Source organism: Rhodococcus sp. BP-261, assembly GCF_019835205.1.
GTDB classification, from domain to species: domain Bacteria; phylum Actinomycetota; class Actinomycetes; order Mycobacteriales; family Mycobacteriaceae; genus Rhodococcoides; species Rhodococcoides kyotonensis_B.
The window spans coordinates 38,089-63,559 of the sequence record NZ_JABUCO010000018.1 but is presented as its reverse complement, the minus strand read 5'-3'; the positions used below and the strand labels follow the sequence as shown (position 1 = coordinate 63,559).

The following is a 25,471-nucleotide window of genomic DNA, read 5'->3' as shown; positions in this document are numbered from 1 at the left end:
CGCGGGCCGCTCGTGCAGTGCGACCGCCGCTGTATCTGCTTGCTATATGTGGGGCGAATTCACTGGTCACAACCAAGACCGAATCCCCACTGCAATCTCTTCGAAGTTCGACTTCGCAGACACAGCAATCGAGAGGTGGACAGGAGGCAGCCAGCGCAACGTCCAAAGGTACCCCACATCGGCGCAGAGCGCAACAGGGGCATCAAAAGTAGCACCCGAGATGTGAACCTGCGTGGCGCTCGGCGGCGTGTCGCGGGTCTGCGAATCGGTCCTCCCGATCGCTGCGGGGTGCTTCCGGGACAAGAGTGACCCCTCGCCGCGCCCGCGTCAAGAGGGACAGCCCCGCGTGGCGCAAAACCGGCGGGTCTCGGGCCGGTCCGGTTTTCGTGCGCGCGGGTTCCAGGGGGCCGTGATCGCGGCCGCGCAGGTTTCAGCCGGCGCGCACGTTGCAACCCGCGCATTCGCTGCAACGTGCGCGATACGGAACTCGGGCCACCCCGGAATCGCAGCCGCGCAGGTTCTAGCCCGCGCGCACGTTGCAACCCGCGCATTCGCTGCAACGTGCGCGGTACGGGGCGCGGGGCCCACCCGGGATCACAGCCGCGCAGGTTCCAGCCGGCGCGCACGTTGCAACCCGCGCATTCGCTGCAACGTGCGCGGTACGGGGCGCGGGGCCACCCAGCCGCTCACCCCGGACACACATGGGAGCGTTCCAGTCGGCCGCGTTACACCGTTCGCACTCGCTGTAAATCTGTAACGACCCACAGCGCCGGAATGGTCGGATTTCGTTGCGCCGCAACAGTTCCTGTGCTTCATTCGAAATCTATTGCCTGGCAACGCTATTCACAACGATAGCGACCACGGCAGAACCGCCCCACCCCCAGGCAAAGTTCAATCTTGTACTTTGCCAACGCGTATCGAGACAACGAGTGCCGCACCATCATTCCTATGGCGGTTCGGTGCAGAGTCTGGTTGTATTCACCCGACTCGGGGAGTTCGCTGTCTTCACGAGCGCAGTACGTATTCGGGGTCGGACGGGGCTCACATCTCTGGTGGGCCGTCGCACAGTAGTCGGGGGAGATTCATGGTCGAGATTGCACTTGTCGGTATCGGATGCCGATTCCCGGGCGGAGTTCACGACGGGCAGAGTTTCTGGGAGTTCATGATCTCGAAGGGCGACGGCATCGTCGACATCCCTGCCGATCGGTGGAACGCCGACCGGTTCTACGACCCCGATCCCGAGGCGCCGGGGCGCATGTACACCCGTCGCGGCGGGTTTCTGACGCAGTCGCTGTGGGATTTCGATCCCGAATTCTTCGGCATCTCCCCACGTGAGGCGTCGGTGACCGATCCGCAGCAGCGTCTGCTACTCGAGGTCGCATGGGAAGCCCTGGACGACGCGGGGCACGCCGGCCGCATCACGGGCGCTCCGATCGGCGTCTACGTCGGCGGATTCACCAACGACTCGGCCGGGCTTCGTGGTGCGCCGTCGGTGCGCCCGTTCATCAATGCGCACAGTGCCACCAGTTCGTCGCACACGTTGTTGTCGAACCGCATCTCGTACGCGTTGGACCTGGTCGGTCCGTCGATGACCATCGATACGGCGTGCTCGTCTTCGCTCGTCGCGATGCACGAGGCCGTCCGCGCCCTCGACCGCGGTGAATGCGACATGGCGCTCGTCGGCGGCGTCAACACGATGATCCGTCCCGAGACGTTCGTCTCGATGTGCAAGGGCCGCTTCCTCGCGTTCGACGGCCGATCCAAGTCGTTCGACGCCACCGCCGACGGGTACGGCCGCGGTGAGGGTGCGGGCATGGTGCTGCTCCGGCCGCTCGCCGACGCGGTGCGCGACGGTGACCGGATCTACTCGGTGATCCGCGGATCCGGCGTCAACCAGGACGGGCGCACGATCGCCATCCCCGTCCCGAACCCCGTCTCGCAGCGCACGCTGGCCGAACGGGTCTGCGCGGAGGCCGGTATCGACCCCAGTGAGGTCGGATACGTCGAGGCACACGGAACGGGCACGGCCGTCGGCGATCCGTTGGAGATCGAGGCACTCGGCGGCGCCTACGGCACGGTGCCCGGTCGTACGACTCCGCTCGTCGTCGGATCCATCAAGGCGTCGATCGGCCATACCGAGGCAGCCGCCGGCATCGCGAGCGTCATCAAGAGCGCCCTGTCGATCCACCACAGAACCATCGCGCCGCAGGCCTGGCTGGAGGCGCTCAACCCTGCAATTCTGTTCGACGACCTGCAGATTCGCATCCCGCTGGATCCCGAACCGTTCCCCGACGCGTACTCCCGGCCCGTCGTCGCCATCAACGGTTTCGGCTACGGCGGCACCAACGCGCACGTCATCATGCACGACGCGCCCGCCTCCGCGGTGTCGACGCCTCGCGTGTCGGGTCCGCGGATCTTCCCACTCTCCGCCCGCACCGACGCAGCCGTCCGCGAGGTCGCGGCGACTCTCGCCGACCGTCTGCAGTCCCTTGTCGAAGCCGCACCGGATGCCGCCGACGACATCGTGCGCGCATTCACCGCAGCGGCGTGGACGCGTCGGGCACACCACCCCGTCCGCGCGTCGGTCAAGTACACCGACGCCACCACCCTGCTCGAAGTCCTACGCGAATTCGCCTCGGGTACCGGACAATCCGCACATACCGTCGACGGCGGCGGCGCACCCGTGTTCGTGTTCAGCGGCATGGGACCGCAGTGGTGGGGCATGGCTCGTGACCTTCTGAACGAGGGTGGCGTCTTCGCCCATGAAGCCCGGATCATCGACGACGCGTTCACCGAGATCGCCGGATGGTCAATCATCGAGGAATTGAGCCGCGACGAGGAGTCGTCGCGCGTCACCGACACCGAAGTCGCGCAGCCCGCGAACTTCCTGGTGCAGGTGGCGCTCGTCGCCGAATTGCGGTCCATGGGAATCGAACCCGACACCGTCGTCGGCCACAGCGTCGGTGAGGTCAGCGCCGCCTACATCAGTGGCGCACTGAGTCTGCACGACGCTCTCCTCGTCAGCTGTCATCGCGCGCGGCTGCAGGCCACCACGGCCGGCAGCGGATCGATGTTGGCCGTCGGACTGTCGGAGGCCGACGCCCTGGCCCGACTCGCCGAGGCGGGCGACGACATGGTGTCCCACGTGTCCGTCGCAGCCGTCAACAGCCCGACCGCGGTGACGCTTGCAGGCGACGTCGAACACCTCACCTCTTTGGCCGAATCCCTCACCGCAGCAGGTATATTCGCCAAGCGTCTGCACGTCGAGGTGCCGTACCACAGCCATCTGATGGATCCGATTCTCGGCGAGGTGTCGTCGGCTCTCGCATCCCTGGATCCGCACGTTCCCGGGCTGGCGCTCTATTCGACCGTCACCGCCGAACGCGTCACGGGCGCACACTGGGACGCCGCCTACTGGTGCGACAACGTCCGCAAGCCGGTGCGGTTCGCCGACACGATCGCCGCACTGATCGCGCAGGGCCGACGTCTGTTCCTCGAAGTCGGGCCGCACCCCGTCCTGTCGGGCAACATCCGTGAGATCTTGATTCGCTCGGGCGATCCCGGCACGTCGATCGGCACACTCGTCCGCAAGCAGAACGACGTCGTGAGCCTGTCTGCGACGGTGGCCGGCCTGTACGCCGCGGGCGCGTTCGACGGACGCATCTTCGCCCCCGGCGACGCTGTCGCGTCGCCGCACGTCGACCTCCCCGCGTACCCGTGGCAGCGCACGCGCGTGTGGAACGAGGACGAGGCCTCGGTCGCCGACCGATTCGGCACGAACACCGTCTACCCGATGCTCGGTGACCGGACCGCCGCGGCCGCGTCGGAATGGACCGTCGAACTGGCGGTTTCGCAGCTGCCGTGGCTACGCGACCACGTCGTCGACGGCCTCGTGCTGCTACCGGGAACCGCGTATCTCGACGCGGCCCTCAGTGCGGCCGCGGTGCGGTCGAACCGCCCCGAGGTCGGCCTCGAACACGTCGAGTTCGTCGCTCCCCTCGTCGTCGACACGCACGACGTGCCCGTGCTGCAGGTCGCCGTCGAGGACAGCACGCGACGTTTCGTCATCCGCTCGCGGCCCGCGTCGTCGACGAGCTGGTCGCTCCACGCGACCGGTCGCCTCGTCGAAGGAAATTTCGAGGCACCGTTCGTCGCGGCGGACACTCCCGACGTCGAACACGAGATCACCGGGCAGGCTCTGTATCCGCTGCTGCATGCGGCTGGACTGCAGTACGGGCCGGCATTCCAGGGAATCGAGTCGGCACGGATCGGCGCCGACATCGTCGTCGCATCCATCGACGCAGCCGCGCAAGCCGGCTCCGGCCACCTCGTCCACCCGGCCGTTCTCGACACCGCCTTGCAATGCGTTGCGACGCTGGCGAATCCGTCCGGAGTCACCGGCGCCGTCGTGCCCGCAGCGATGGGAACGGTGCGACGCTACGGACCGATTCCCGACCACGCGACCGTCGTCGTCCGGCGCACGTCGACCGATCCGATGCGTGCCGACATCGCCGTCACCGACGACGAGGGACGTGCCGCGGTGACGATGAACGCCGTCGAATTCCGTCCCATCGCTCCGCCGCAGAGCCTGCACGCGCAGATGTCGTCGGTGTTCTACGAACCGGTGTGGGAGCTTCGGGACAACCGCGATCCCGGCGCCGTTCTCCCCGAGCAAGCCCGCGACTTCGCGCTCGTCGTCGTACTCGGTCACGCCGACGCGTCGACGACCACGCGAGTCGACGCGATCGCCGCGTCGCGTCGGAATTCATCGGTCCTGCACGCGGATTCGACGACGCACCACGAGTTGGTGGCCGCCCTCCGCGAGGCGCTGTCGGTCGACGGCGTCGACCACGTCACCGTCGTCGCGGTGGCCGGCCGCTTCGACGAGCCGGCCGACTCGGTCGCGTCGCTGCTCGTCGTCGCGCGTGCTGTTCACCTCGCGATCTACGGCGACGAGACCGGGCCCGCCGTCGATCCCGGATCATTGTCGACAGCCGTCGTCACCCAGCGGGCGTTCTGCATGCCGGGCGACATCGACGGCGCCGACCTGACCCACGCGGGACTCGTCGGCGCGAGGCGCTCGCTGCGGAACGAGCAGTCCGCCGCCGGATGGCGGCTCGTCGACACCGAGCCCTCGACTACGGACTCCGAACTCGTCACCGAGACGTTCGCATGCGGATCGTTCGCCTCCGATGTCGCCGACGAGGTCGCACTGCGGCAGACCTCGCGCTGGGTGATCACGTTGAAGAGCAACCTGGACGAGCACCTCGCGGTCCGGGAGCAGCCCACCGTCCTGCGCGACCGTGAAAAATCGTTCGCGGTCGAGGTACCGAAGTCGAAGCTGCTGTCGGACCTGGCCTTTCGCGTGCACGACCGTCGCGCTCCCGGGCCGGGTGAGGTCGAGGTGCGCATGGAGACGATCGGCCTCAACTACAAGGATCCCCTGAAGGTCATGGGAGTGCTGACCGACAAGGAACTCGACGGCACCTACTTCGGGACGCGACTCGGACTCGAAGGCGCGGGCGTCGTCACCCGCGTCGGACCGGGCGTCACCGAGGTCGCTCCCGGTGATCAGATGGGCGTGTGTGCCCGGGACATGATGCGTCGCTACGTCACCGTCGGCATCGACGAAGGCGGCACGATGCCCATTCCCGACGGCTGGGAAGCGGGCTGGTGCTCGTCGATCCTGCCGTTTCTCTGTTCGCACTACGGCCTCGTTCACCTGGCGCGCGTGCAACCGGGTGAGACGGTTCTCGTGCACGGCGCCGCAGGCGGCATGGGACTCGCGGCCGTTCAGGTCGCACGAGCGCTCGGCGCGAGGGTCATCGGAACGGCGGGCACGGACGAGCGTCGGGAGGTGGCCCGTGAGGCGGGCGCGCACGACGTGCTGGCGTCGCGGTCGCTGAACTATTCCGAGGACGTCATGACACTCACCGACGGCCTGGGCGTCGACGTCGTGTTCAACTCCTCCCCCGGCGAAATCATGGCCCAGAACCTGCATGTGGCAGCCGAATTCGCGCGAATCGTCGAGATCGGCAAGGCGGACATCTACTTCGGCGGTGTCATGGACCTGAAACCGTTCGACAAGAACCTGACGTTCTACGCGGTCGACATGGATCGCATGTTCAACTTCAAGCCCGATCTGGCCCGGCAGATCACCCGCGAGGTCGTCGACAAGATGAAGGTAGGCGACTACGTGCACCTGCCGTACACGACCTACCGGCTCGATCAGGTCGGCGAGGCGTTCGACGCCGTCGTCAGATCGAGCCACACGGGTCGCGTCGTGCTCAGCCTCGACGAGGACGCACCCGTCGTGAAGCCCCGAATTCCGACGGTCGACATCGATCCCGACGCCACCTACCTGATCACCGGTGGCTTCGGCGCCTTCGGTTCCGCCGTCGCGCGGTGGCTCGTCGACTCCGGTGCCCGTCATCTCGTTCTTGTCGGACGCAATGGCGCGACGACGGATCGGGCCCGCGAGAATCTCGAATCGTTCTCGGCTGCAGGCATTTTGGTCAGCGAAGAACTCGTCGACATCGCCGACTACGACGCGGTTGCCTCGATGATCGGCCGAATCGACGACGCGCATCCACTCCGCGGTGTCTTCCACACGGCAGGCGTGGTCAACAACCACCCGGTCGCCGACATCGACCAGGACTCGCTGCGCAGCGTGTTCCTCCCTAAAGTCAGCGGTGCGGTGAACATGGATCGCGCGCTCGAGGAGGCGCACGTCGACCCGGACATCTTCGTGATGTTCTCGTCGATGAGCAGTCTCACCGGCGGCGCTCCCCAGGTGTCGTACTCGGCGGCCAACTCGGTGCTCGACGCTCTCTCGTGGTCGCGTCGGAACCGGGGAAAGTCCGCGTTCACCGTCAGCTGGGGATCGATGGGCGGTGGCGGGATGGCCGAAGCCAAGCCGGAAGTGGTGCGTTATCTCGAGATGCTCGGGTTCAGGAACATCGACATGGACGTCGCCACGCTGTACCTTCGCGAAGCCCTGACCCTCGACATCCCACACGTCGCCCTCGTCGGCATCGACTGGGAGCAGTGGGGCGTCGCCAACCCGGCATCGGCCAACATCCCGAGGTTCGCTGCACACATCGCGGCGGCCAGCACCGGAGGCTCGGGAATCTCGGCGTTGCAAGCCGAGATCCTCGCCCTGCCGGAAGAGCAGCGCGCGGAGGTCATGACATTCGTCCTCGCCGAGCAGTTGGCCGTCGTGATGGGAATCGACGCCGATGCAGTCGACGTCCAGACGCCGTTGCCCGAGCTGGGACTGGACTCACTGATGGCCGTCGAATTCGCGGCGCGCGTCGGCAAAGCCGTCGGCCTCGAACTGTCGGTGCTCGAATTCGGCCGAGGACATGGCCTCTCGGCCATCGGCGCGAAGCTCGCGGCGACACTCACCGCGCGGGCGGAGGGCGAGGCGGCACCGGCACCGTCGCCCATCGCGGTCGACGTCATGCCTGCACCGGACGCCGACGCCGCGCACGAGCCCGTCGGGACCGCATCGTGACCGCCGACTCCCGCGAGATCGCGAGGCAGTTGCTCGCACGCACCGGCTATTCGACGGTGCAGGTGACCGAGACCGCCGAGTCGGCACCGACGGCACCGCGAACCCCACAACCGAGCAGTGTCGCGGCCCCCGGTGACCGTGGCCTGCTGGCGCACCCGGACATCGTTGCCACCGTCGCGCAGTTCGACGGCGTGGATCGCATGTTCGACAGTCTGAACGTGCCGAACCCGCTGTACCTGCCGCACCAGGGCACGAGCGGACCCACGATCCGCCAGCTCGATCGCGACATGATCAACTTCGGATGCTTCAACTACCTCGGGCTCAGCGCCGACAAGCGGGTCGCGGAGGCGTCGAAGGCGGCGATCGACGAGTACGGCACGTCGGTATCGGCCAGCCGCATCGTGTCCGGGCAGATCCCGCTGTACGCCGAGTTCGAACGTCGCATCGCCGAGACGTACGACGTCGACGACGCCGTCATCACGACGAGCGGCTACCTGACCAATGCAGCCGCCGTCGGATATCTGCTGGGCCAGGGCGATCTCGCGGTCTGCGACGCCCTGGTGCACAGCAGTATCGTGTCCGGTACCGAATGGGCGGGGTGTCGGCGAATCTCGTTCCGACACAACGATCCTGCCGCATTGGAAGCGGTCTTGAAGATGTCGCGCGGCAGCTTCAGGCGTGCGATGGTCGTTCTGGAAAGCCACTACAGCATGGACGGCGACGTCGCGCTGCTCCCCCCGCTGATCGACGTGGCACGCAAGTACGACTGCGCGGTGATGATCGACGAGGCACATTCGTTCGGCGTCCTCGGCGAACACGGCCACGGCATCCGCGAGCTGTACGGCCTCCCCGGTGACGCCGTCGACGTCTGGATGGGCACGATGTCCAAGGCGTTGGGCAGCGTCGGCGGATTTCTCGCCGGCTCACGCGAACTGATTCGTGCGTTCAAGTACTCCGCGCCCGGTCTCAGCATGTTCGCGACTGCACCTGCTCCGGCGTCGATCGCCGCCGCACTTGCCGCGCTCGACATCGTCGACCGCGAACCGGAACGCGTTGCTCGACTGCGGGACAACGCGTCGTACGCCTTCGCGCAGAGTCAAGCCCTCGGATTCCGCACCGGCCTCGCCGAGGGCACGCCGATTCTGCCGATCATCGTCGGTGACACGCAGAAGGCGGTGCTGGCCGGAGTCGGCCTGCTGCAGGCGGGCATCAACGCGAATTCGATCACCCACCCGTCGGTGCCTCTCGGCGAGGAGCGCCTGCGGTTTTTCATCTCGAGCGAACACACGCGCGAGCAGATCGACACCGCGTTGACGACGGTTGCGGAGATTCTCGGGTAGGCGCCTTCGGCGCACGTGCGTGCGAATGTATAGCCCGCTATACATTCGCACGCACGAGGGCGACGCCCCTAGTGAATCAGAACGATTGCGCCCCAGATGAATCCGGCACCGATGGTCGCGATGACGGTCACCTTCCCCTGGCTCGTGAGCTTCGCGCGCTCGAGCTCGGCAAGAACCGTGAAAATACTGGCCGCGCCGGTGTTTCCGAGTCTGTCCACCGTGATGGGCGCCTTCTCCCGCGGCATACCGAGCGTGTCGACGACGGTCTCGATGATGGCGCGATTGGCCTGATGGAGAACGAGATGATCGACGTCGTCGAGCGTCAACCCCGCGTCGTCGACGGCCTTGCGCACCACCGCAGGCAGCAGCACCGTCGCCAGTTTCCACACTCGTCGACCGTCCATGTACACGAAGTGTCGACCGTCCGCGACGGCGTCGGCAGTGAGAGGATGACGCGATCCCCCGCCGCTGATACCGACGGACATGTCCAGTTCCGATTCGATGGTCGACGACCTGATCCCCCTCGCGGGATCCGTCTCCGCGGTCACGAGCGCACCGCCTGCCGCGTCACCGAAGAAGATGCGCGTCGTCCGATCGTTCGGATTCGTCTGGCGCGACAGCACTTCCACCGCGAGCACCAGGATGATTCGGTAACGATCTCCGATCATCGACGCGGCCAGTTCCAGCCCGAGCAGCCCGCCGGAACACGCCGCCTGCGTCAGATCGATGGGAACGGCCCGGACCGCACCGAGCGACTGAGCAACGGTGAGCGCCGTCGACGGGAACGGCTGATCCGGATTCACTGTCGCCAACACGATCGCGTCCAGATCCATTGCCGCAAGGCCGCTCTGGTGCAGTACGGATCTCGCGGCCCTCAGCGCCAGGTCGGATGCCGCGGCACCGTCCTCGAGAAATCGTCGTGCCTCGATGCCGGTCCTTGCTCTGATCCATTCGTCGCTCGAATCGACCGTGGCACACAGCTCGGCGTTGTCCACCACTCGGTCCGGGAGTGCATCGGCGAAATGACGGACCGCCACCGAAGAATTTCTGGTATTCATACTTCTCCACATCGTAGGCGCGGAAGTTGAACGCTTGATCATGGTGCGGTGCGAAACGTGCAGCAGCGGAACATATTTGCGCGGCTGCACGATAACATCGCACGGACTTCGTCGACAGTGTCGCCCGCGTCGGACGATCGGTGTACTCTCGCGTTCATTCAAGGCCGTTTCGCGGTCACCCGGGGGGCTTCATGACACGTGGCGATCGAACGGCGCGTCCGAACACGTTCGCGCAATTCGTGGTTCGCCGTGCTCGATTCGTGGTCGCCACATGCGTCACCGTCATCGTCGTCGCAGGCGTGTGGGGCGTCGGCGTGCTGAGCCAGCTCAGCGTGGGCGGATACTCGGACCCGGGCAGCGAGGCAGCGCAGGTCGACCGGATCGTCGAGGCACAGTTCGGTCGTCAGGTGCCGGACGTCGCCGTTCTGTACACGCCGACCGACGGCCGCACCGTCGAGGACATCCGCGGCGACGTCGAGCAGAACCTTGCGGGCATCGACTCCTCGCTCCTCGCTCGCGATCCGGTGACGTACTGGAACATGCCGCCGACCATCGCCCAGGGCTTGACGTCGTTCGACGGACGATCCGCGCTGGCCGTCCTGACGATGACCGGCGACGAGGACGCGCGAGTCAAGACGTTCGTCGACATTCGAGACGACCTGCAGATCGACGGTGTCGACGTGCAGTTCGGCGGCTTCTCGACCATCGCCGACGCGTACAACACCGAGGCGCGGTCCGATCTCGTCCGAGCCGAGACCATCACGTTCCCGATCCTGATGGTGTTGCTGCTCGTCATCTTCGGGGGCGTCACCGCCGCCGCCGTCCCGCTGTGCATCGGCGGTCTCAGCATTCTGGCGTCCCTTGCCGTCATGCGAGTGCTGTCGCAGTTCACCGAGGTGAGCATCTTCGCCACGAACATCGCGAGCCTCGTCGGCCTCGGCATGGCCGTCGACTACAGCTTGTTCGTCCTGACGAGATTCAGGGAGGAGCTACGACGCGGCGCCGCCGTCGACCAGGCCGTGTATCGCACGATGGCCACGGCAGGTCGCACCGTCGCGTTCTCGGCGCTGCTGCTCGTGTGCGGTTTCGTCGGCATGCTGATCTTTCCGCAGGCGATGATTCGGTCACTCGGTTTCGGCGGAATGGCTGCGGTCGCGGTGTCGGCGTTCGTGTCGCTGACGGCGCTGCCCGCCACACTCGCAGTGCTCGGGCCACGTATCGATTCGTTGAGTTGGCGTAGGGGCGCAGCCGAGCGCGGTGACGCTCGCGCCGAACGGTTCTGGGGTTCGGTGGCCGAGCGCGTGATGCGACGGCCCGCCGTCGTCGCGGTCTCGATTCTCGCGTTCCTCGGACTGCTCGCGGCGCCGATCTTCGGCGTCGCACTCGGCGACCTCGACCACAAGGGACTGCCCTCCGACGCGCCCGCCCGCATCGCGACCGACAAGCTGTTCGCCGATTTCCCTCTCGCCAACTCGGGCGTCACGGTGATGGTCCAGTCCGACAACGGTTCTCCCCCGGACGCCCTCGTCGTGCAGCAACTGGCCGCCGAGATGGGACGCGTCGACGGCATCGCGGCCGCCATACCGTCGGGCAGCGCCGAGAACTACGGGGTCATCAGGGCCATCCTGACCTCACCGGATCGCACCGAGAGCGCACTCGACACCGTGTCCCGCCTTCGCGACATCGAGGCGCCGGACGGCACCGTGATCCGCATCGGCGGAGCGACAGCGTTGAGCCAGGACGGCATCTCGTCGATCTACGACACCATTCCGTGGATGTTCGCGATCATGATCGCTGCGACGTTCGTCGTCACGACGGCCGCGTTTCGCTCGATCGTGTTGTCCACCAAAGCAATCGTCATGGCAATACTCAGCCTGGCCGCGACGTTCGGCGTGCTGACCTGGGTGTTCCACGACGGCCACGGGGCAGGGATCGTCGGGATCACACCGGCGCCGCTGCAAGCCACCATGAGCATCCTCATCATGGCCGTCGTGTTCGGATTGTCCACGGACTACGAGATCTTCCTGCTGTCCCGCATCGTCGAAGCGCACGACGCAGGCGCGAGTACGCGTGACGCAGTGAGAATCGGCGCCGCACGCACCGGCCGCGTCGTCACGGCAGCCGCACTGCTGCTCATCACCGTCACCGCATTCTTCTCGTTGTCCGAACTCGCGATGATGCGCCTCGTCGGAATCGGCATCATCGTCGGACTGATACTCGACGCCACCGTCGTACGCATGTTGCTCGTCCCCGCAACGGTCAAGCTGATGGGCGAGGCCAACTGGTGGCTGCACCCGAAAAAACTTGTGCACGCGTCTATTCCGACCCGATTGGAAAAGGACAACGAGAATGTCGGTTGAGATCAGGTACGCCACGAAAGCAGACATCCGAGAGATGTCCGAAGTGATGGCCCGCGCATTCCAGGTCGAGGATCCGGTCAGCGGGTACTTCTTCCCGAACGACCGCACACGACCGAAGAAGCAACGACGCATGATGTCCGCGTTGATCCGTCATCGGTATCTGCCCATCGACGGGGCCGAGGTCGCGACCATCGACGGCAGGATCGTCGGCGTCAGCCTCTGGTATCCGCACGACTCACCGCCGGAACCGTGGTGGCGCAAGGCAATCAGCGGACCGCACCTGTTGTGGGCCATGGGACGCGGCGTCCGACCCGGCATCCAGATGGACAGGACGCTGCTCGCCGGAGCCCCCGACGACCAGGCCGTCCTGTGGGTGTATCTGGGAATCGAGCCGTCACTGCATCGTTCGGGCGTCGGACGGGCATTGACGAGCTCCATCTTCGAGCGAATGGACCACGAACGTCGCATCACCTACGGGATCTGCAAGGAGGGAAACATTCCCTTCTGGACCGCAATGGGTTTCGAACCGGTAGGCACGACGACCATCGGGCCGAAAGGTCCGCTCGTGTACCGCATGAACCGCCCGCCCGCGCAGGTGACGAGCGGGCCGTAGCCGGCTCGCCTTCCGTCGTGGCGGCTGCGAGAAGATCATCAACCGGTTCGGGCTGCTGATACCGCTTACTGATCGGAGATGGCAGAAAGAATCCACTTACCGTCGGTCTTCTCCATGTTCACGACGATGGGCCCCTCGGCATTTCCCTGCGCGACGCCCGCTTGCGTGGCACTGACATTGAGCAGTGCGACGATCTCGGCGTGATCGGGTTCGAGGCGCGTGACGCCGATATCGGAGATGTCGGCCTGCGTTGCGGTCTGAGTCTGGCGCACAGCCGATTTCGTCGTGTCGGCCACTCGGTCGAACTCGGCGAGCATGTCGGGGTTGAGGACGGCGCGGGCCTTGTCGAAGTCCTCGTCGATCGTCGCGTCGCTGTAGGTGTAGAGCGTCTTCAATGCGTCCGTCGCCGCAGCGGTGACCTCGGACGTCGCGTTCTGGTCGACCCACGCCGAATTGTCGACGTCCGCACCGGGCTTCAGCGCAGCAACGACGGCGACAGCACCGAACACGACGGCAGCGACCCCCACTGCGACAACCGGCGTCCAGCTGGTCCGCGCGGCAGGCTCCTCGGAAGCGGCAGGCGCCTCGGAAGCGGCGGGCTCCGCAGGAGCGGCAGGTTCCGCGAGAGCGGCAGGTTCCGCGGGAGCGGGCGGTTCTGCGGGAGCCTCGGGTTCAGGCGCGGCGGCGTCGGGCTTCGCAGCCTTCGAAAGGTCTACCGGCGTGGTGGAATCCGAGGTCGCCGTGGTGTCCGGAGTCGCTGCGTCGGACGCGACGGCGTCGGGCTCGGTTCTGCGATTGCTGCCCGCCACCTTCTTCCGAGCCTTGCTGGTGGTGTTGGGGGGAACGATCTTCCGGCGCTGTGGAGGCACTGCGGACAACTCCTCGTAGTTCTTTCGAAAAATGCCACTATCCGATGGTCAGGGCAGGACGGATGTCACTGCCCGCCGGTCGCATCGGGAGCGGGCGCAGGCTCCGCGGTTTCGGACGGGACCGCGTTCGGGTCGGCGGGCTCAGTGGTCGGGGCGGGAGCTCCATTGGGGTCGAGCGGCAATCCGTTCGAGTCCGTCTGCCCGCCCGACGCGTCGAGCGCGATCGGTGTTCCGATCGGGTCGACCTTGTTGGCCTTCCACGTACCGTCGACGTCTTCCATGAACAACCGCATGGTCTGCTTGACCTTCTGCGCCGGACGGTCAGGCCACGTCGTCGTCGCGGCGATGACGACCAGTGCGGTGGCTGTGCCCTCGTCGGCGCTGAGTTCGGTCAGGGTCGAGTGCATCAACTCGGCCGAACTCTTGGCTCCCGACGTGCGGACCGCGTCGTCGATAGACGACCGTGTTGCTTCCAGATCGTTCAGCATCGTGTCGCCGGTAATGGACGACTTCATGTCGTCGAACGACTGATCGATGTTGGCGGCGTCGACGGTGTTGAGGTTGATCGCCACCTGCTGGGCACCGGTGAGTGCCGAGTCGCGGGTGTCGGCAACCGATTTGTCGGATCGCGCGTTCACGTACCCGATTCCGAACCACACGGCCGCTACCAGGGCGACGATCGCGACGACGGATACGCCGATCAGAACCGGAGTCCTGCTGCTCTTTCGGCCGACATTTTCGCTCGATGGCCCAGGAGCGCCGGAAGTCGGCTCCTGGGCTTCGGTGTTTGACGTCACACTGACACCCTACTACTCGGTAACTTCGTCACCCGATCCGCTTACTTCGGAGTGACACCGATCAGCGGTGCGAGCTGCGTCGCAATCGGATTCAAGTTGAGCTTGTCCGGATCGACCTTCGGCTTCGAATCCCACGGCTGCGGGGTTTCGGGATCCGCGAAGACGATGCGGTTGGAACTACGAACACCTGTCACGCTGCCCTGAGGCGTCGTGCAGTTGGCCTGCAGGTTCAGCGGGTAGTTGTCCTCGGACATGTCGAAGTTCGGGTTCTTCGCCTTCTCCTCCGCGAGGATCGCCTGGGTGCCCTCGTAGCCGACCGTGCACGGCGGCGGGTTGTTCGTCTCGAGCAGCAGACCCTGATGGATCGTGCCGTCGCCCGGGGTCAACGTGCTCGATCCAGCGGCCAACGCGGGCAGGAAGATCAGCAGCGGCTGCAACGCGAGCGTGCGCGGCGCGGCAAGCTCGGTGACCTCGTTGAGGTTGTTCAGATCGGTCGTCAACGCCGGACCGCCCTCGTCGATCAACGCACCGATCTGATCGCTGGCGGCAGTGCCGGTGTTGATCAGTCGTCGAATGTCCGGGTCGTTGCTGCGCAGCTGGGCCGTCACGTTGTTCAGGTCGGTGCTGAACTGACGGATGGCCGACGCCTGATCCGACTGGGTGTCGAGAACCGTCCGGCTGTCCCGAACGAGCGCGAGAGTTTGGGGCAACGCCTCGTCACCGGACTGAGTGAGCGTGTTCAGCGAGTCCAGGAGGACCTGCAGATCGTCGCCCTTGCCGTTCAATGCCGTGCCCAGTTCCTGGACAACCGTCGTCAAGTTCTGCAACGGAACGGAACTGACGAGACTGTCCGCACTCGCGAGCACGTTCTCGACCGGAACGGGCGTTGCCGTGTCCGCCTCGACGATGACCGAACCGCTTTCGAGGTACGGACCCTCGTCGCTGGTCGGCTGCAGGTCGACGTACTGCTCACCGATCGCAGAGCGGTTGGCCACGACGGCCTTCGCCGACGACGGAATGTCCGGCCCACCGTTGTTCAACAGCAGTTCGACGTTCACGCCGTCCGACGTCAGCGACAACGCACCGACCGTCCCGACGGGCACACCGCGGTACGTCACCTCGGCGTTGGTGAAGATGCCGCCCGAGTCCGCGAACTGCGCATTGACGTCGTACTGCCCGAAGCCGAGCAGATTGTCGATTCGGACGTACTTTCCACCGACGTACACGATGCCGAGCACCGCGACGGCGATGAATGCGAACAGCTGAATCCTGACCAGCCGCGATCTCACTGTCCACCTCCGAATTGTTCGAGCAGGTCGTTCAACGGAGCGAACGGAGTCGGTTCGTTCACGGGCGAGTCCACCGGTTCGGTTCCTGGCGCGACCGGAACTCCCGGCGGCGGCGACGGATTGGGAATGATCGGCGGCAACGGCAGCAGCGAGATCGTCGGCCATCCCGGGCGCGGTCCGTTGCCGTTGTAGTACGGGTTCGACGGATCGACCAGCGGCAGCGTGTCACCGTATTTCGGCGGGATGTAGACCGGATCGCCTTCTCCCACACCGAGATTGCGCAGCGTGGTGCCGATCGACAGATCGAGCGACAGGTACAGATTCGCCGAATCGCCCTGTGTGATCTGCTCGATGCCGTCGGGGAACGGGAGGGTCGGGATGAGCGGCAGCGTCGTGACGATGTCCTCGCTCGACTCGGCGAGCGCCTGCAACGTCGGCCGCAGCGCACGCAGATCGGCGATCAGGTTGTCCTTGGACCGATTGATCACGTCGGTGCCGACGGCGCCGAGTCGATCCAGCTGGCCGAGCATCTGCGTCAACTGCGGACGCTGCTGCTCGAGAACGTCCGTCGCGATCGGAAGGTCCGACAGCACACGATCGATCTTCTCGGTCTGGCCGCTGACCTCGGTCGTCAGAACGTCGAGACCGTCGAGCGCCCGGGTGATGTCGTCGCGCTGCTCTTCGAGGCCACCGATGAGGGTGTTCGCCTGTTCCAGCAGACTGCGTGTCTTGCCCTCGCGACCGTCGAACGCAGCACTCAGTTCCTTGACGACCGGAGCGAGCTGGCCGACGCCACCGCCGTTGAGGACCATCGACAACGCGCCGAGCACCTGCTCGATGTTCGTCGTCGACCGCGTGCGATCCAGCGGGATCGTGTCGCCGTCCTGCAGTTTCTGCGGATCGGCGTCACCCGCAGGCACCGTCAGCTGAACGAACTTCTCACCGAGGATCGACGTCTGCTCCACTGCGGCAAGCGCATTGGCGGGCAGATCCACCGAATTGTCGACGATGACGTTCACGTTCGCGGTCCACTCACCGTTCGGCACCGAAATCGAATCGACTCGGCCGACCTCGACACCGTCGACCTTCACCGTCGACTGCGGGACAAGGTCGAGCACGTCCTGGAACTGAATGGTCAGATGCATCGGGTTGCTTCCGGTGTCCGCGCCACCGGGCAGCGGAATGCCGTAGACGCCCTGCGAACACGCCGTCGCCGACAAGCCGACGACCGTCGCACCGGCGAGCACGACGAGTGGACGCGTACGCATGACCGACCTCCCCATCACTGTCCCCCTCCGAGCGACTGCTGCAAACCGGGCAGCGTGTTGTTCTCGCCGAGACGCGGCGACACGGTGCCGGGCACCGTTCCCGGCACGACGGCGTTCTGTTCGGTCGTACCGCTGAGGACACCGAACGGCAGAACGACGCCCGAATCCCGCACGGGCCCTTGAATCAAGGTCGTGAATTCGCTGCATCGATCGATGATCGGCTGGATCTGCGCACCGAGCTGCTCGAAGCGCGGATCTCCCGGCACCAGTTTGCCGAGGTCGATCAATCTGCACACCGTGCCCAACGGGTCCTGCGTCTCGTTCTGCAGGTTGGCGCGGGACGCCAGCGTTCCCGATTCGGCGTCGTACGCGTTGACGAGGTTACTGATTGCGAGCGGAAGCAGCGTCAGCGTCTCCACCAGCGATTCCTTGCCGTCGGCCAACGTCTGCGTCGGCTGAACGAGACCATCGGCGGCCTGCACCAGCTGATCTCGATTGTCCGCGACGAATCCGGCGACGTCACCGAGCGTGATGGACAGCTGGTTCAGCGCCGCGCCGAGATCCTCGCGTTCTCCGTTCAGGAAGCTCGTGAGATCCGACAACTGATTGTTGAAGTTTCGGACCTGTTGATCGTTCGCGGCGAGCGCCGACACGAACGTCTGCAGGTTCTTGACCGTGTCGAACAGGTCGCCGCGCGACTCGTTGAGTGTGCGCGACGCCTCGGACAGCTGAGTGATGCTGTCGCCCAACGCTTCTCCGTTGCCATCGAGGTTCGCAGCACCGGTGTTCACCAGATCGGTCAGCGCGCCGTCCTTGTTGGCACCCTCGGGGCCGAGAGCCGTCGAGAGTTCGTCGATGCTCGCGTAGATCTGGTCGACCTCGACGGGAGTTGCCGTGCGATCGCGCGGAATGACCGCGCCGGAGGCCATCGTGTCGCCACCGCTGTACGCGGGCGCGAGCTGGATGTACCTGTCCGACACCAGAGACGGCGTGATCTGCGCTGCCTTCGCGTCGGCCGGGATGTCGATGCCGCGCTTCACGCGCATCTGGACCTCGACCTGGTCGCCCTGAGGGGTGACCGAGGTGACCTCACCGACCGCGACACCGAGCACACGGACATCCGAGCCCTCGTAGATACCGACCGACTTGTCGAAGTACGCGGTGATGTTCGTGGCGCCGGCGCGCGTGAACAGCCACCACAGACCGGCTGCGACGACCAACGCGACGATCACGACGGCTGCGATGACGCCCTTGCCGATGCCGGACGTCTTCTGTTTCTGTGCGGTGTCGGTCATCAGTTGCCCCCGAGATCGCGTGCGGGCTGACGGTAGCCGGGAATGAGCGGCAGACCGGGCGGCGTCAGGTTGGCGAGGGTGATGTCGAGCCACCGGCCGTTCGCCGTGACGTTGGCGTACAAGCGCACGAACGGCGCATAGAGCTCGAGCGCCCTGGACAGGGAGTCGTTGTTCGCGTTCAGGATGTCGATGACTCCGTTCAACTGCTGGAGCATCGGATTGATCTGCTGCTCGTTGTCGCGAACCAATCCGGTGAGTTCCGTGGACAGCCGCTGCGTACCCGTCAGCAGTTGTGAGATCGACTGCTGCCTGTTGTTCAGTTCTTCGAGCAACGGACCGGCGTCGGCGATGAGGCGGTTGAACTCCTGGTTACGGTCGGCCAGCACCTTCGAGGTCTTGCCGGTCGCCTCGAACAGCCTCTGCAACTCGGCATCTCGACTTGCGATGGTCTGCGACAGCCTGCTGACACCGTCGAGCGATGCGCGAATGTCGTCCGGCGTCTCCGAGAACGCCTGCGACAGCGTCTGGAAGCTCGACGCCAACTGGTCGGTGTCGATGTCGGTGATGGTGCGCGCCGCGTCCGAGAACGCGTCGATGACGTCGTACGGAGATGTCGTGCGCTCGAGCGGAATCGGATCCTTCGGCTTCAAGACCTCGTCGCCGCGCGGATCGATGGCCAGGTACTTCTGGCCGAGCAGCGTCTTGATCTGGATCGAAGCCGACGAGTTGTTGCCGATCCACGCGTCCTGCACGCGGAATTGAACGTTCACCTTGTCGCCGGCGAGATCGACGGAATCGACCTTGCCGACCTTGACGCCCGCGATGCGCACTTCGTTGCCGGGCTTGAGACCTGCTGCCTCGGAGAACTCCGCGGTGTACACCGACCCTGCACCCAGAATGGGCAGACGGTCGAGGAAGAACACGGCGACGGTCGCGAGCAGCACGATCATGATGCCGAGCGCACCGGCCACTACCGGGCTACGCTTTTTCATCCCTGGATCCCCCCAGCCTTGCACCGCTCGGCCGCGTTCGTGTACAGCGGTTGATTCACAGTCGGCAGTCCCGTCGGCAGGTTCAAGTTCGGCGAAGTGCCCGGCCCGGCCTGAATGTCGATGCCGCACAGGTAGAACGTGAACCACGATCCCTGCTGCGCGGTGCGAATCAGTTTGTCGAGCTTCTTCGGCAGTGTCTGGATGACCTTCGTCAGGTCTTCCTCGCGATTGTTCAGCGTCGTCGCAAGCGTGTTCAACGACGCGATCGATCCTTGGATCGCGGGTCGCGTCGGCTCCAGCAGATCCGAGGTCGCGTCCGTCAGACCGGCCAGCGACGTGACGGCGGACCCGACGACGTCACGATCGGCCGACAACCCCGACACGAGCTGCTGCGTGTTGACGATCAGCGAATCCAGATCCTTGTCGTGCTGGTTCACCGTCTCCAACACCGTGTTCAGGTTGGTGATGACGGCCCCGATGACCCGATCCTTGTCCGCGACCGTGTTGGTCAGGCTCGCGGTGCTGCGCACCAGGTCGGAGATCGTGCCCGCCTCGCCCTGGAACACCTGGATGATCTGGTACGACAGCTTGTTCACGTCGTCGGCGTTGAGCGTCGTGAACAGCGGCCGGAAGCCGTCGAACAGCGTCGTCAGATTGACGGCGGGCTTGGTCTGCGAAAGCGGAATCTCCCCGCCCGGGTTCAGCTTTCCGCCCTGCTCTCCGGAGCCCTGTTCGAGGGCGATGTAGCGCTGCCCCACCAGGTTGCGGTATCGCAGGTTCGCAGTGACGGTCGACGGGAGGTAGTCGCGACCGTTGACACTGAACTCGACGCGTGCTTCGCGTTCGTTGACGATTTCGATGTTCTTGACGTCACCGACGCGAACACCGGCGATCCGCACCTCGTCGCCCTTGTTGAGCGACGCGACGTCGCTGAAGATCGCGCTGTACTTCTCGCCGCCTCCGCCGCTGATGTTCGCGATCGAGAACGCGAGCGTGGCGGTCGCCAGGATGGTCACCACCGCGAACACGATCAGTTTGACGAGTGGAGCTGCAAGTCCTCTCATTTGATGGTCACCTCCGCTCCCCTCAGTGCGGGCGCTCCGAGAGTCGTCGTCCACGACGGGATCTCACCTGGAGCCACTCCCCCGGCCTCGCCGTAGATTACGGCGAGGGTGTCACGCTCGAAATCGGACCCTTCGTACCCCGCAGGCGTCGCCTGGCCGTCGGTACCCGTCGCAGCAGGCACGCCCGACAGCTGCGGTGCGGGAAGTTCGGGGATCTCCTGCGGTCCTGGGTTTCTCGACGGCACCTGGTAGGACCCGTCGTTGGCCGATCCGCCCGGGTACTGCGGGAAGAACTCGCCCGCATCGGTGTTCGCCGGGGTGTAGCACTTCGGTCCGCGGTTGTCGAAGAGACGCGGCTCGTCCTGGTTGGGCAGGTAACGACCCTTCGGGTTGACGAACGACGCGGTCACGTTGATGCCCCGATACTCGTCTCCGACGCCGATGACCTTCTGCGCCTCGGCGACGGTCGGAACGAACTGCGAGAACGTGCACCCGAACGACGGCGAGTACTTGGCCAGAAGTTCCAGTGCCTCACGCGAATTCGCTGCGATGTTGATCAGGTTGTTCGAATTGGCCTGCAGGAAGTCCGCTGTCGTTCCGCTGGTGGATGTCAGCGTCGCGATCAACGTGTCGACCGCAGGACGCTGCTCGACGAACGTGTTGCCGGTGACACTCAGGTTCTCGAGCGCGTCCACCAGTTGGGGGGCAGCGTCGGAGTAGGTCTGCGAGAAGTCGGCGAGACCACGCAGATCTTCCTGAATGTTCGGCAACTCGGTGTTCAAGCTCCCGAAGATGCGTTCGAGCCGATCGATCGTCATGCCGAGTTCCGCACCGCGGCCACTCAATCCCTGCGCCAACGCACCGAGCGTATTGGCCAGGTCCTGTGGCGGAATGGCTTCGAGCAGCGGCAGCAGGTTGTCCAGCAGCTGGCCCACCTCGATGGCGTCGCCGCTCGTGTCCTGGCGCAGCACGGTGCCGTTCGTGATGGGCGACGCCGTGTCTCCTTCCGGGACGATCAGCGACACGTAGCGCTCACCGAACAGCGTCTTCGGCAGCAAACGCGCCGTCGTGTTCGACGGGATCAGCTCCGCCTTGTCCGGATCGATCGCCAGATGCGCGGTGACGACGCCGTCGACGGTCGACGCCGAGCGCACCTCACCCACGATCAACCCGCGGACCTTCACGTCCGCGTTGGCAGGCAGGGCGTTGCCCACCGAGTCGGTGATCAGATCGATGCTGACGACCTTCTTGAACGTCTTGTTGTACGACGTGATGGACCACCCGAGGAAAAGGATGAGAACCAAGAAGAATGCCAGACCCAACAGAAGTCGCCTGAGGCGAGACGGCGAGTCGATCATCCTGCAACCCTCACTGTGGTGGTGGTTCCCCAGATGGCAAGACTGAGGAAGAAGTCCAGAACAGCGACCGTCACGATGGCGGTCCTCACGGCACGACCCACTGCGACACCGACTCCGGCAGGTCCGCCCGAAGCATGGAACCCGTAGTAGCAGTGGATCATGATCAGCACGAAGGCGAAGATCAACACCTTCAGGAACGAATAGAGAACGTCCTCGGGCGGTAGGAACAGATTGAAGTAGTGGTCGTACGACCCGCCCGACTGCCCGTTGAAGATCGTGCTGATGCCGCGAGAGGCGATGTACGACGCGAGCAGACCGACGATGTAGAGCGGGATGACCGCGATGAATCCGGCGATCATGCGCGTCGTGACGAGAAACGGCACACTCGGTACCGCCATGACCTCGAGTGCGTCGATCTCCTCGGAGATCCGCATGGCTCCGAGCTGCGCGGTGAATCCTGCGCCGACCGTCGCCGACAACGCCAGACCGGCGACGACGGGCGCGATCTCACGGGTGTTGATGTACGCCGACAGGAAGCCGGTAAGCACCGAGCTGCCGAGCTGTTCGAGCGCTGCGTAACCCTGCAGGCCGACGACGACACCCGTTGCGCCGGACATCATCACGATGACGCCGATGGTGCCGCCGATGACGGCGAGCGCGCCGCTACCGAAGGTGACCTCGGCGAGCAGACGAAGGGTTTCCTTCTTGTAGTGGATCAGCGTGCGCGGGATCCATCCGATGGCTCGCGCGTAGAACGACATCTGTTCGCCCGCGCTGTCGAGCACGGTCAGCGGCGCGTTCGCAATTCGCTTCGCGCGCATGAGAGTACGGTCGCCACGACCTTTGGCGATGGTCATTGCGGGTCAGCTTCCCTTCGCCGGCACGACCTGGAGATACACCAGGGTGAGAATGAGGTTGGCAAAGAACAGCAACAGGAACGTGATGACGACCGTCTGATTCACTGCCTCACCGACCCCCTTCGGGCCGGGATTCGGGTTGAGACCCTTGTACGACGCGATGATTCCCGCGATCAGGCCGAAGATGGCGGCCTTCAACTCGGCGACGTAGAGGTCGGGCAACTGCGCGAGCGCCGAGAAGGACGCCAGGTACGCGCCGGGAGTTCCGCCCTGCAGCACGACGTTGAAGAAGTAGCCGCCCGCGATGCCGACGACGGACACGAGACCGTTCAGCAGCAGGGCCACGAGAATCATCGCAAGGACACGAGGAACGACGAGGCGCTGGATCGGATCGATACCGAGCACCCGCATCGCGTCGATCTCCTCGCGGATGGTGCGCGACCCGAGGTCTGCCGTCACAGCAGACCCGGCGGCGCCGGCGATCAGCAGCGCCGTCACGATCGGACTGCCCTGCTGGATGACGGCGAGCACGCTGGCGGCGCCGGTGAACGACTCGGCTCCGAGCTGCTTGATCAACGAGCCGGTCTGCAGCGACACGACGGCACCGAACGGAATGGCCACGAGTGCCGTCGGCAGGATCGTGACGCTGGCGATGAACCATGCCTGCTCGATGAACTCGCGAAGCTGGAACGGGCGCCTGAACGTGTTGCGGACGACGTCCACCAACAATTCGACGATATTTCCGGCCTGCGTCAGTGCTGCGCTAGCCGGTGCGAGCGCGGATTTCTTGGAACCCCCCATAGCCCTTACTGTCCCCGCCCCTGCGACGAGCCGCGGCCCTGGTCGCTGTATCCGGTGTCGTAGCCCGAGTTGTCGTAGCCGGTCTGCTCGTACCCGGAATTGTCGTAGCCCGCTTGCTGGTCGTATCCCGCTTGCTCGTAGCCGGTCTGGTCGTACTGCTGCTGGTAACCGGAGCCGTCGTCGTAGCTCTGTCCTGCATAGGCGGGAACCTGCTGAGACGAGTTGGTGGCGTCGAGGTCTTCCTGGATGGCGACCTGCGCGCTGTGCGGCAGCGTGTGCATGATGCGTCGCACCCTTTCCTGCCGGCGAGCAACGGCCTGGCGAACCGGCGTCCCGGGCGTCGCCTTCATCTGCGGCACGATTCCTTCGACGTCGTCGACGCCGCCCGCATGGTGTCCGGCGTCGACGAGCGCCTGCTCGTGCGCCATCTGCGCCTCGTCCTTCTCCTCGGACATGCCGATCGGGCCGATCATCGTGCCGTTCAAGAACTGCTTGACGACGGGCTCCTCGCTGGTCAACAGGACCTCACGGGGACCGAACATGACCAACTGGCGACGGAACAGCATGCCGATGTTGTCCGGCACCGTCCGCGCGAGGTTGATGTTGTGGGACACGATGAGAATGGTCGCATCGATCTCGGCGTTGATATCGATCAACGTCTGCGAGATGTACGTGGTGCGCACCGGGTCGAGACCGGAGTCCGGCTCGTCGACGAGGATGATCTCGGGATCGAGCACGAGGGCACGGGCCAGACCCGCGCGCTTGCGCATACCGCCGGAGATCTCACCGGGAAGCTTGTCCTCGGCGCCGACGAGACCCGTCAGCTCCAGCTTCTCCATCACGATCTTGCGGATGTCGGATTCGCTCTTCTTGGTGTGCTCGCGAAGCGGGAACGCGACGTTGTCGTACAGATTCATCGACCCGAACAGAGCGCCGTCCTGGAACAGCACGCCGAACAGCTTGCGGATCTCGTAGAGCTCACGCGACGAGCACTGCAGGATGTCGGTTCCGTCGATGAAGATCTTGCCCTGCTCGGGCCGCAGCAGACCGATCAGGGACTTCAGGAACACCGACTTGCCGGTGCCGGACGGCCCGAGGAGTGCACTGACCTCTCCCGACGGCAGCGTCAGCGATACGTCCTGCCAAATCTTCTGAACACCGAAAGACTTGGTCAGACCCTCGACCGAAACCTCGACTCCCACTCTGACCTCCAAGTTCGTACACATCACCGGATGTGGGCCCGGTCACTCTATCGCATACGAGTGTCCGCACCGACACAGGAGCTTACTGCCCAGTAATATAATCCCCGAGGCGGGCCGAGATCCTGAGCTTAGTGTGACTCATGTCACTGAGACACGCGTACGACTCGCCGGATTTGTGACGAAAACCAACGTGTCGGCACTGTGACAGACCACAGAATATGGCGCTTCCGACCGCTCCGCATCGACAAGACGCTGCACGGACGAAAGAAAGAGGGCCACCTCCCGCACGGGAGGTGGCCCTCTTTCGATGAAGCGACAGACCGTGATCGGCCCGGCAAGAATTACTTGACGGTGATCTTGGCGCCGGCTGCTTCCAGCTTCTCCTTGGCAGCGTCGGCTGCGTCCTTGGCAACCTTCTCCAGGATGGCCTTCGGAGCGCTCTCGACGAGGTCCTTGGCTTCCTTCAGGCCGAGGCCGGAAACGACCTCACGGACGACCTTGATGACCTGGATCTTCTTGTCGCCGGCCGACTCGAGGACGACGTCGAACTCGTCCTGCTCCTCGGCAGCGTCAGCGCCACCGGCAGCCGGAGCGCCTGCAGCGGCGACGGCGACGGGAGCAGCTGCGGTGACCTCGAAGGTCTCCTCGAATGCCTTCACGAACTCGCTGAGCTCGAGGAGGGTGAGCTCCTTGAACTGGTCGAGCAATTCTTCGGTGCTGAGCTTCGCCATGGTGGCGGTCCTTCCTTTAGTACCGAGTCGCTGATCCGCGACACAGGTGGTGGTGTGTAGC

Annotated in this window: 17 protein-coding genes; 4 read left to right on the top strand and 13 right to left on the bottom strand. The window is 65.1% G+C overall.

Annotated elements, in window-relative coordinates; translation table 11 throughout:
* Nucleotides 1–1,084: 1,084 nt before the first annotated feature.
* Both HQ354_RS18485 and HQ354_RS18480 read left to right on the top strand, forming a co-directional pair.
* Nucleotides 1,085–7,516 (top strand): type I polyketide synthase, encoded by a 6,432-nt coding sequence (locus HQ354_RS18485; RefSeq protein ID WP_068427718.1) that lies wholly within the window; start codon nt 1,085–1,087, stop codon nt 7,514–7,516.
* Nucleotides 7,513–8,856, top strand: a complete 1,344-nt coding sequence (locus tag HQ354_RS18480; RefSeq protein WP_068427716.1) for an aminotransferase class I/II-fold pyridoxal phosphate-dependent enzyme — start codon at nt 7,513–7,515, stop codon at nt 8,854–8,856. Before HQ354_RS18485 ends, HQ354_RS18480 begins: the two co-directional genes overlap by 4 nt.
* Nucleotides 8,857–8,924: 68 nt before the next feature.
* Here HQ354_RS18480 and HQ354_RS18475 read toward each other — a convergent pair whose 3' ends face one another.
* Nucleotides 8,925–9,914, bottom strand: a complete 990-nt coding sequence (locus HQ354_RS18475; RefSeq protein WP_222635339.1) for a 3-oxoacyl-ACP synthase III family protein — start codon at nt 9,912–9,914, stop codon at nt 8,925–8,927.
* Nucleotides 9,915–10,105: 191 nt separating this feature from the next.
* On the opposite strand from HQ354_RS18475, the gene HQ354_RS18470 reads away from it, so the two are divergent.
* Together HQ354_RS18470 and HQ354_RS18465 are read left to right on the top strand one after the other, a co-directional pair.
* Complete coding sequence (locus tag HQ354_RS18470; protein WP_222635340.1) at nt 10,106–12,274, top strand: MMPL family transporter; 2,169 nt, start codon at nt 10,106–10,108, stop codon at nt 12,272–12,274.
* Nucleotides 12,264–12,887, top strand: coding sequence for an N-acetyltransferase (locus tag HQ354_RS18465; RefSeq protein WP_068427712.1), 624 nt, complete (start codon nt 12,264–12,266; stop codon nt 12,885–12,887). The genes HQ354_RS18470 and HQ354_RS18465 overlap by 11 nt, the downstream gene beginning before the upstream one ends.
* A 65-nt stretch (nt 12,888–12,952) precedes the next feature.
* On the opposite strand, the gene HQ354_RS18460 is transcribed toward HQ354_RS18465, so the two are convergent.
* From HQ354_RS18460 to rplL, 12 genes are all read right to left on the bottom strand, one after another.
* Nucleotides 12,953–13,756 (bottom strand): hypothetical protein, encoded by an 804-nt coding sequence (locus HQ354_RS18460; protein WP_222635341.1) that lies wholly within the window; start codon nt 13,754–13,756, stop codon nt 12,953–12,955.
* Between the two features lie 65 nt (nt 13,757–13,821).
* Nucleotides 13,822–14,553 (bottom strand): hypothetical protein, encoded by a 732-nt coding sequence (locus tag HQ354_RS18455; RefSeq protein WP_308115229.1) that lies wholly within the window; start codon nt 14,551–14,553, stop codon nt 13,822–13,824.
* A 41-nt stretch (nt 14,554–14,594) separates the two neighbouring features.
* The gene (locus tag HQ354_RS18450) at nt 14,595–15,842 is read right to left on the bottom strand and encodes an MCE family protein (RefSeq protein WP_068427706.1); all 1,248 of its coding nucleotides are present in this window, start codon (nt 15,840–15,842) and stop codon (nt 14,595–14,597) included.
* Nucleotides 15,839–17,110, bottom strand: a complete 1,272-nt coding sequence (locus HQ354_RS18445) for an MCE family protein (RefSeq protein ID WP_165839480.1) — start codon at nt 17,108–17,110, stop codon at nt 15,839–15,841. The genes HQ354_RS18450 and HQ354_RS18445 overlap by 4 nt, the downstream gene beginning before the upstream one ends.
* Nucleotides 17,111–17,124: 14 nt before the next feature.
* Nucleotides 17,125–18,405 (bottom strand): MCE family protein, encoded by a 1,281-nt coding sequence (locus HQ354_RS18440; RefSeq protein WP_114328240.1) that lies wholly within the window; start codon nt 18,403–18,405, stop codon nt 17,125–17,127.
* Nucleotides 18,405–19,397, bottom strand: a complete 993-nt coding sequence (locus HQ354_RS18435; protein ID WP_068427700.1) for an MCE family protein — start codon at nt 19,395–19,397, stop codon at nt 18,405–18,407. Before HQ354_RS18435 ends, HQ354_RS18440 begins: the two co-directional genes overlap by 1 nt.
* Nucleotides 19,394–20,461 carry an MCE family protein gene (locus HQ354_RS18430; protein WP_068427698.1) on the bottom strand — a complete coding sequence of 356 codons (1,068 nt, stop codon included), beginning with the start codon at nt 20,459–20,461 and terminating at the stop codon, nt 19,394–19,396. The genes HQ354_RS18435 and HQ354_RS18430 overlap by 4 nt, the downstream gene beginning before the upstream one ends.
* Complete coding sequence (locus HQ354_RS18425; protein WP_114328238.1) at nt 20,458–21,819, bottom strand: MCE family protein; 1,362 nt, start codon at nt 21,817–21,819, stop codon at nt 20,458–20,460. Before HQ354_RS18425 ends, HQ354_RS18430 begins: the two co-directional genes overlap by 4 nt.
* Entirely contained in the window at nt 21,816–22,676 is an 861-nt protein-coding gene (locus HQ354_RS18420; protein WP_068427695.1) for an ABC transporter permease, read from the bottom strand. The genes HQ354_RS18425 and HQ354_RS18420 overlap by 4 nt, the downstream gene beginning before the upstream one ends.
* A gap of 6 nt (nt 22,677–22,682) precedes the next feature.
* Nucleotides 22,683–23,477, bottom strand: a complete 795-nt coding sequence (locus HQ354_RS18415) for an ABC transporter permease (protein WP_068427693.1) — start codon at nt 23,475–23,477, stop codon at nt 22,683–22,685.
* 5 nt (nt 23,478–23,482) lie between these two features.
* On the bottom strand, nt 23,483–24,679 hold the full coding sequence (locus tag HQ354_RS18410; RefSeq protein WP_174551439.1) for an ABC transporter ATP-binding protein: 1,197 nt from the start codon (nt 24,677–24,679) through the stop codon (nt 23,483–23,485).
* Between the two features lie 341 nt (nt 24,680–25,020).
* Nucleotides 25,021–25,410 carry a 50S ribosomal protein L7/L12 gene (gene rplL, locus HQ354_RS18405; RefSeq protein WP_068427691.1) on the bottom strand — a complete coding sequence of 130 codons (390 nt, stop codon included), beginning with the start codon at nt 25,408–25,410 and terminating at the stop codon, nt 25,021–25,023.
* Nucleotides 25,411–25,471 lie beyond the last annotated feature (61 nt).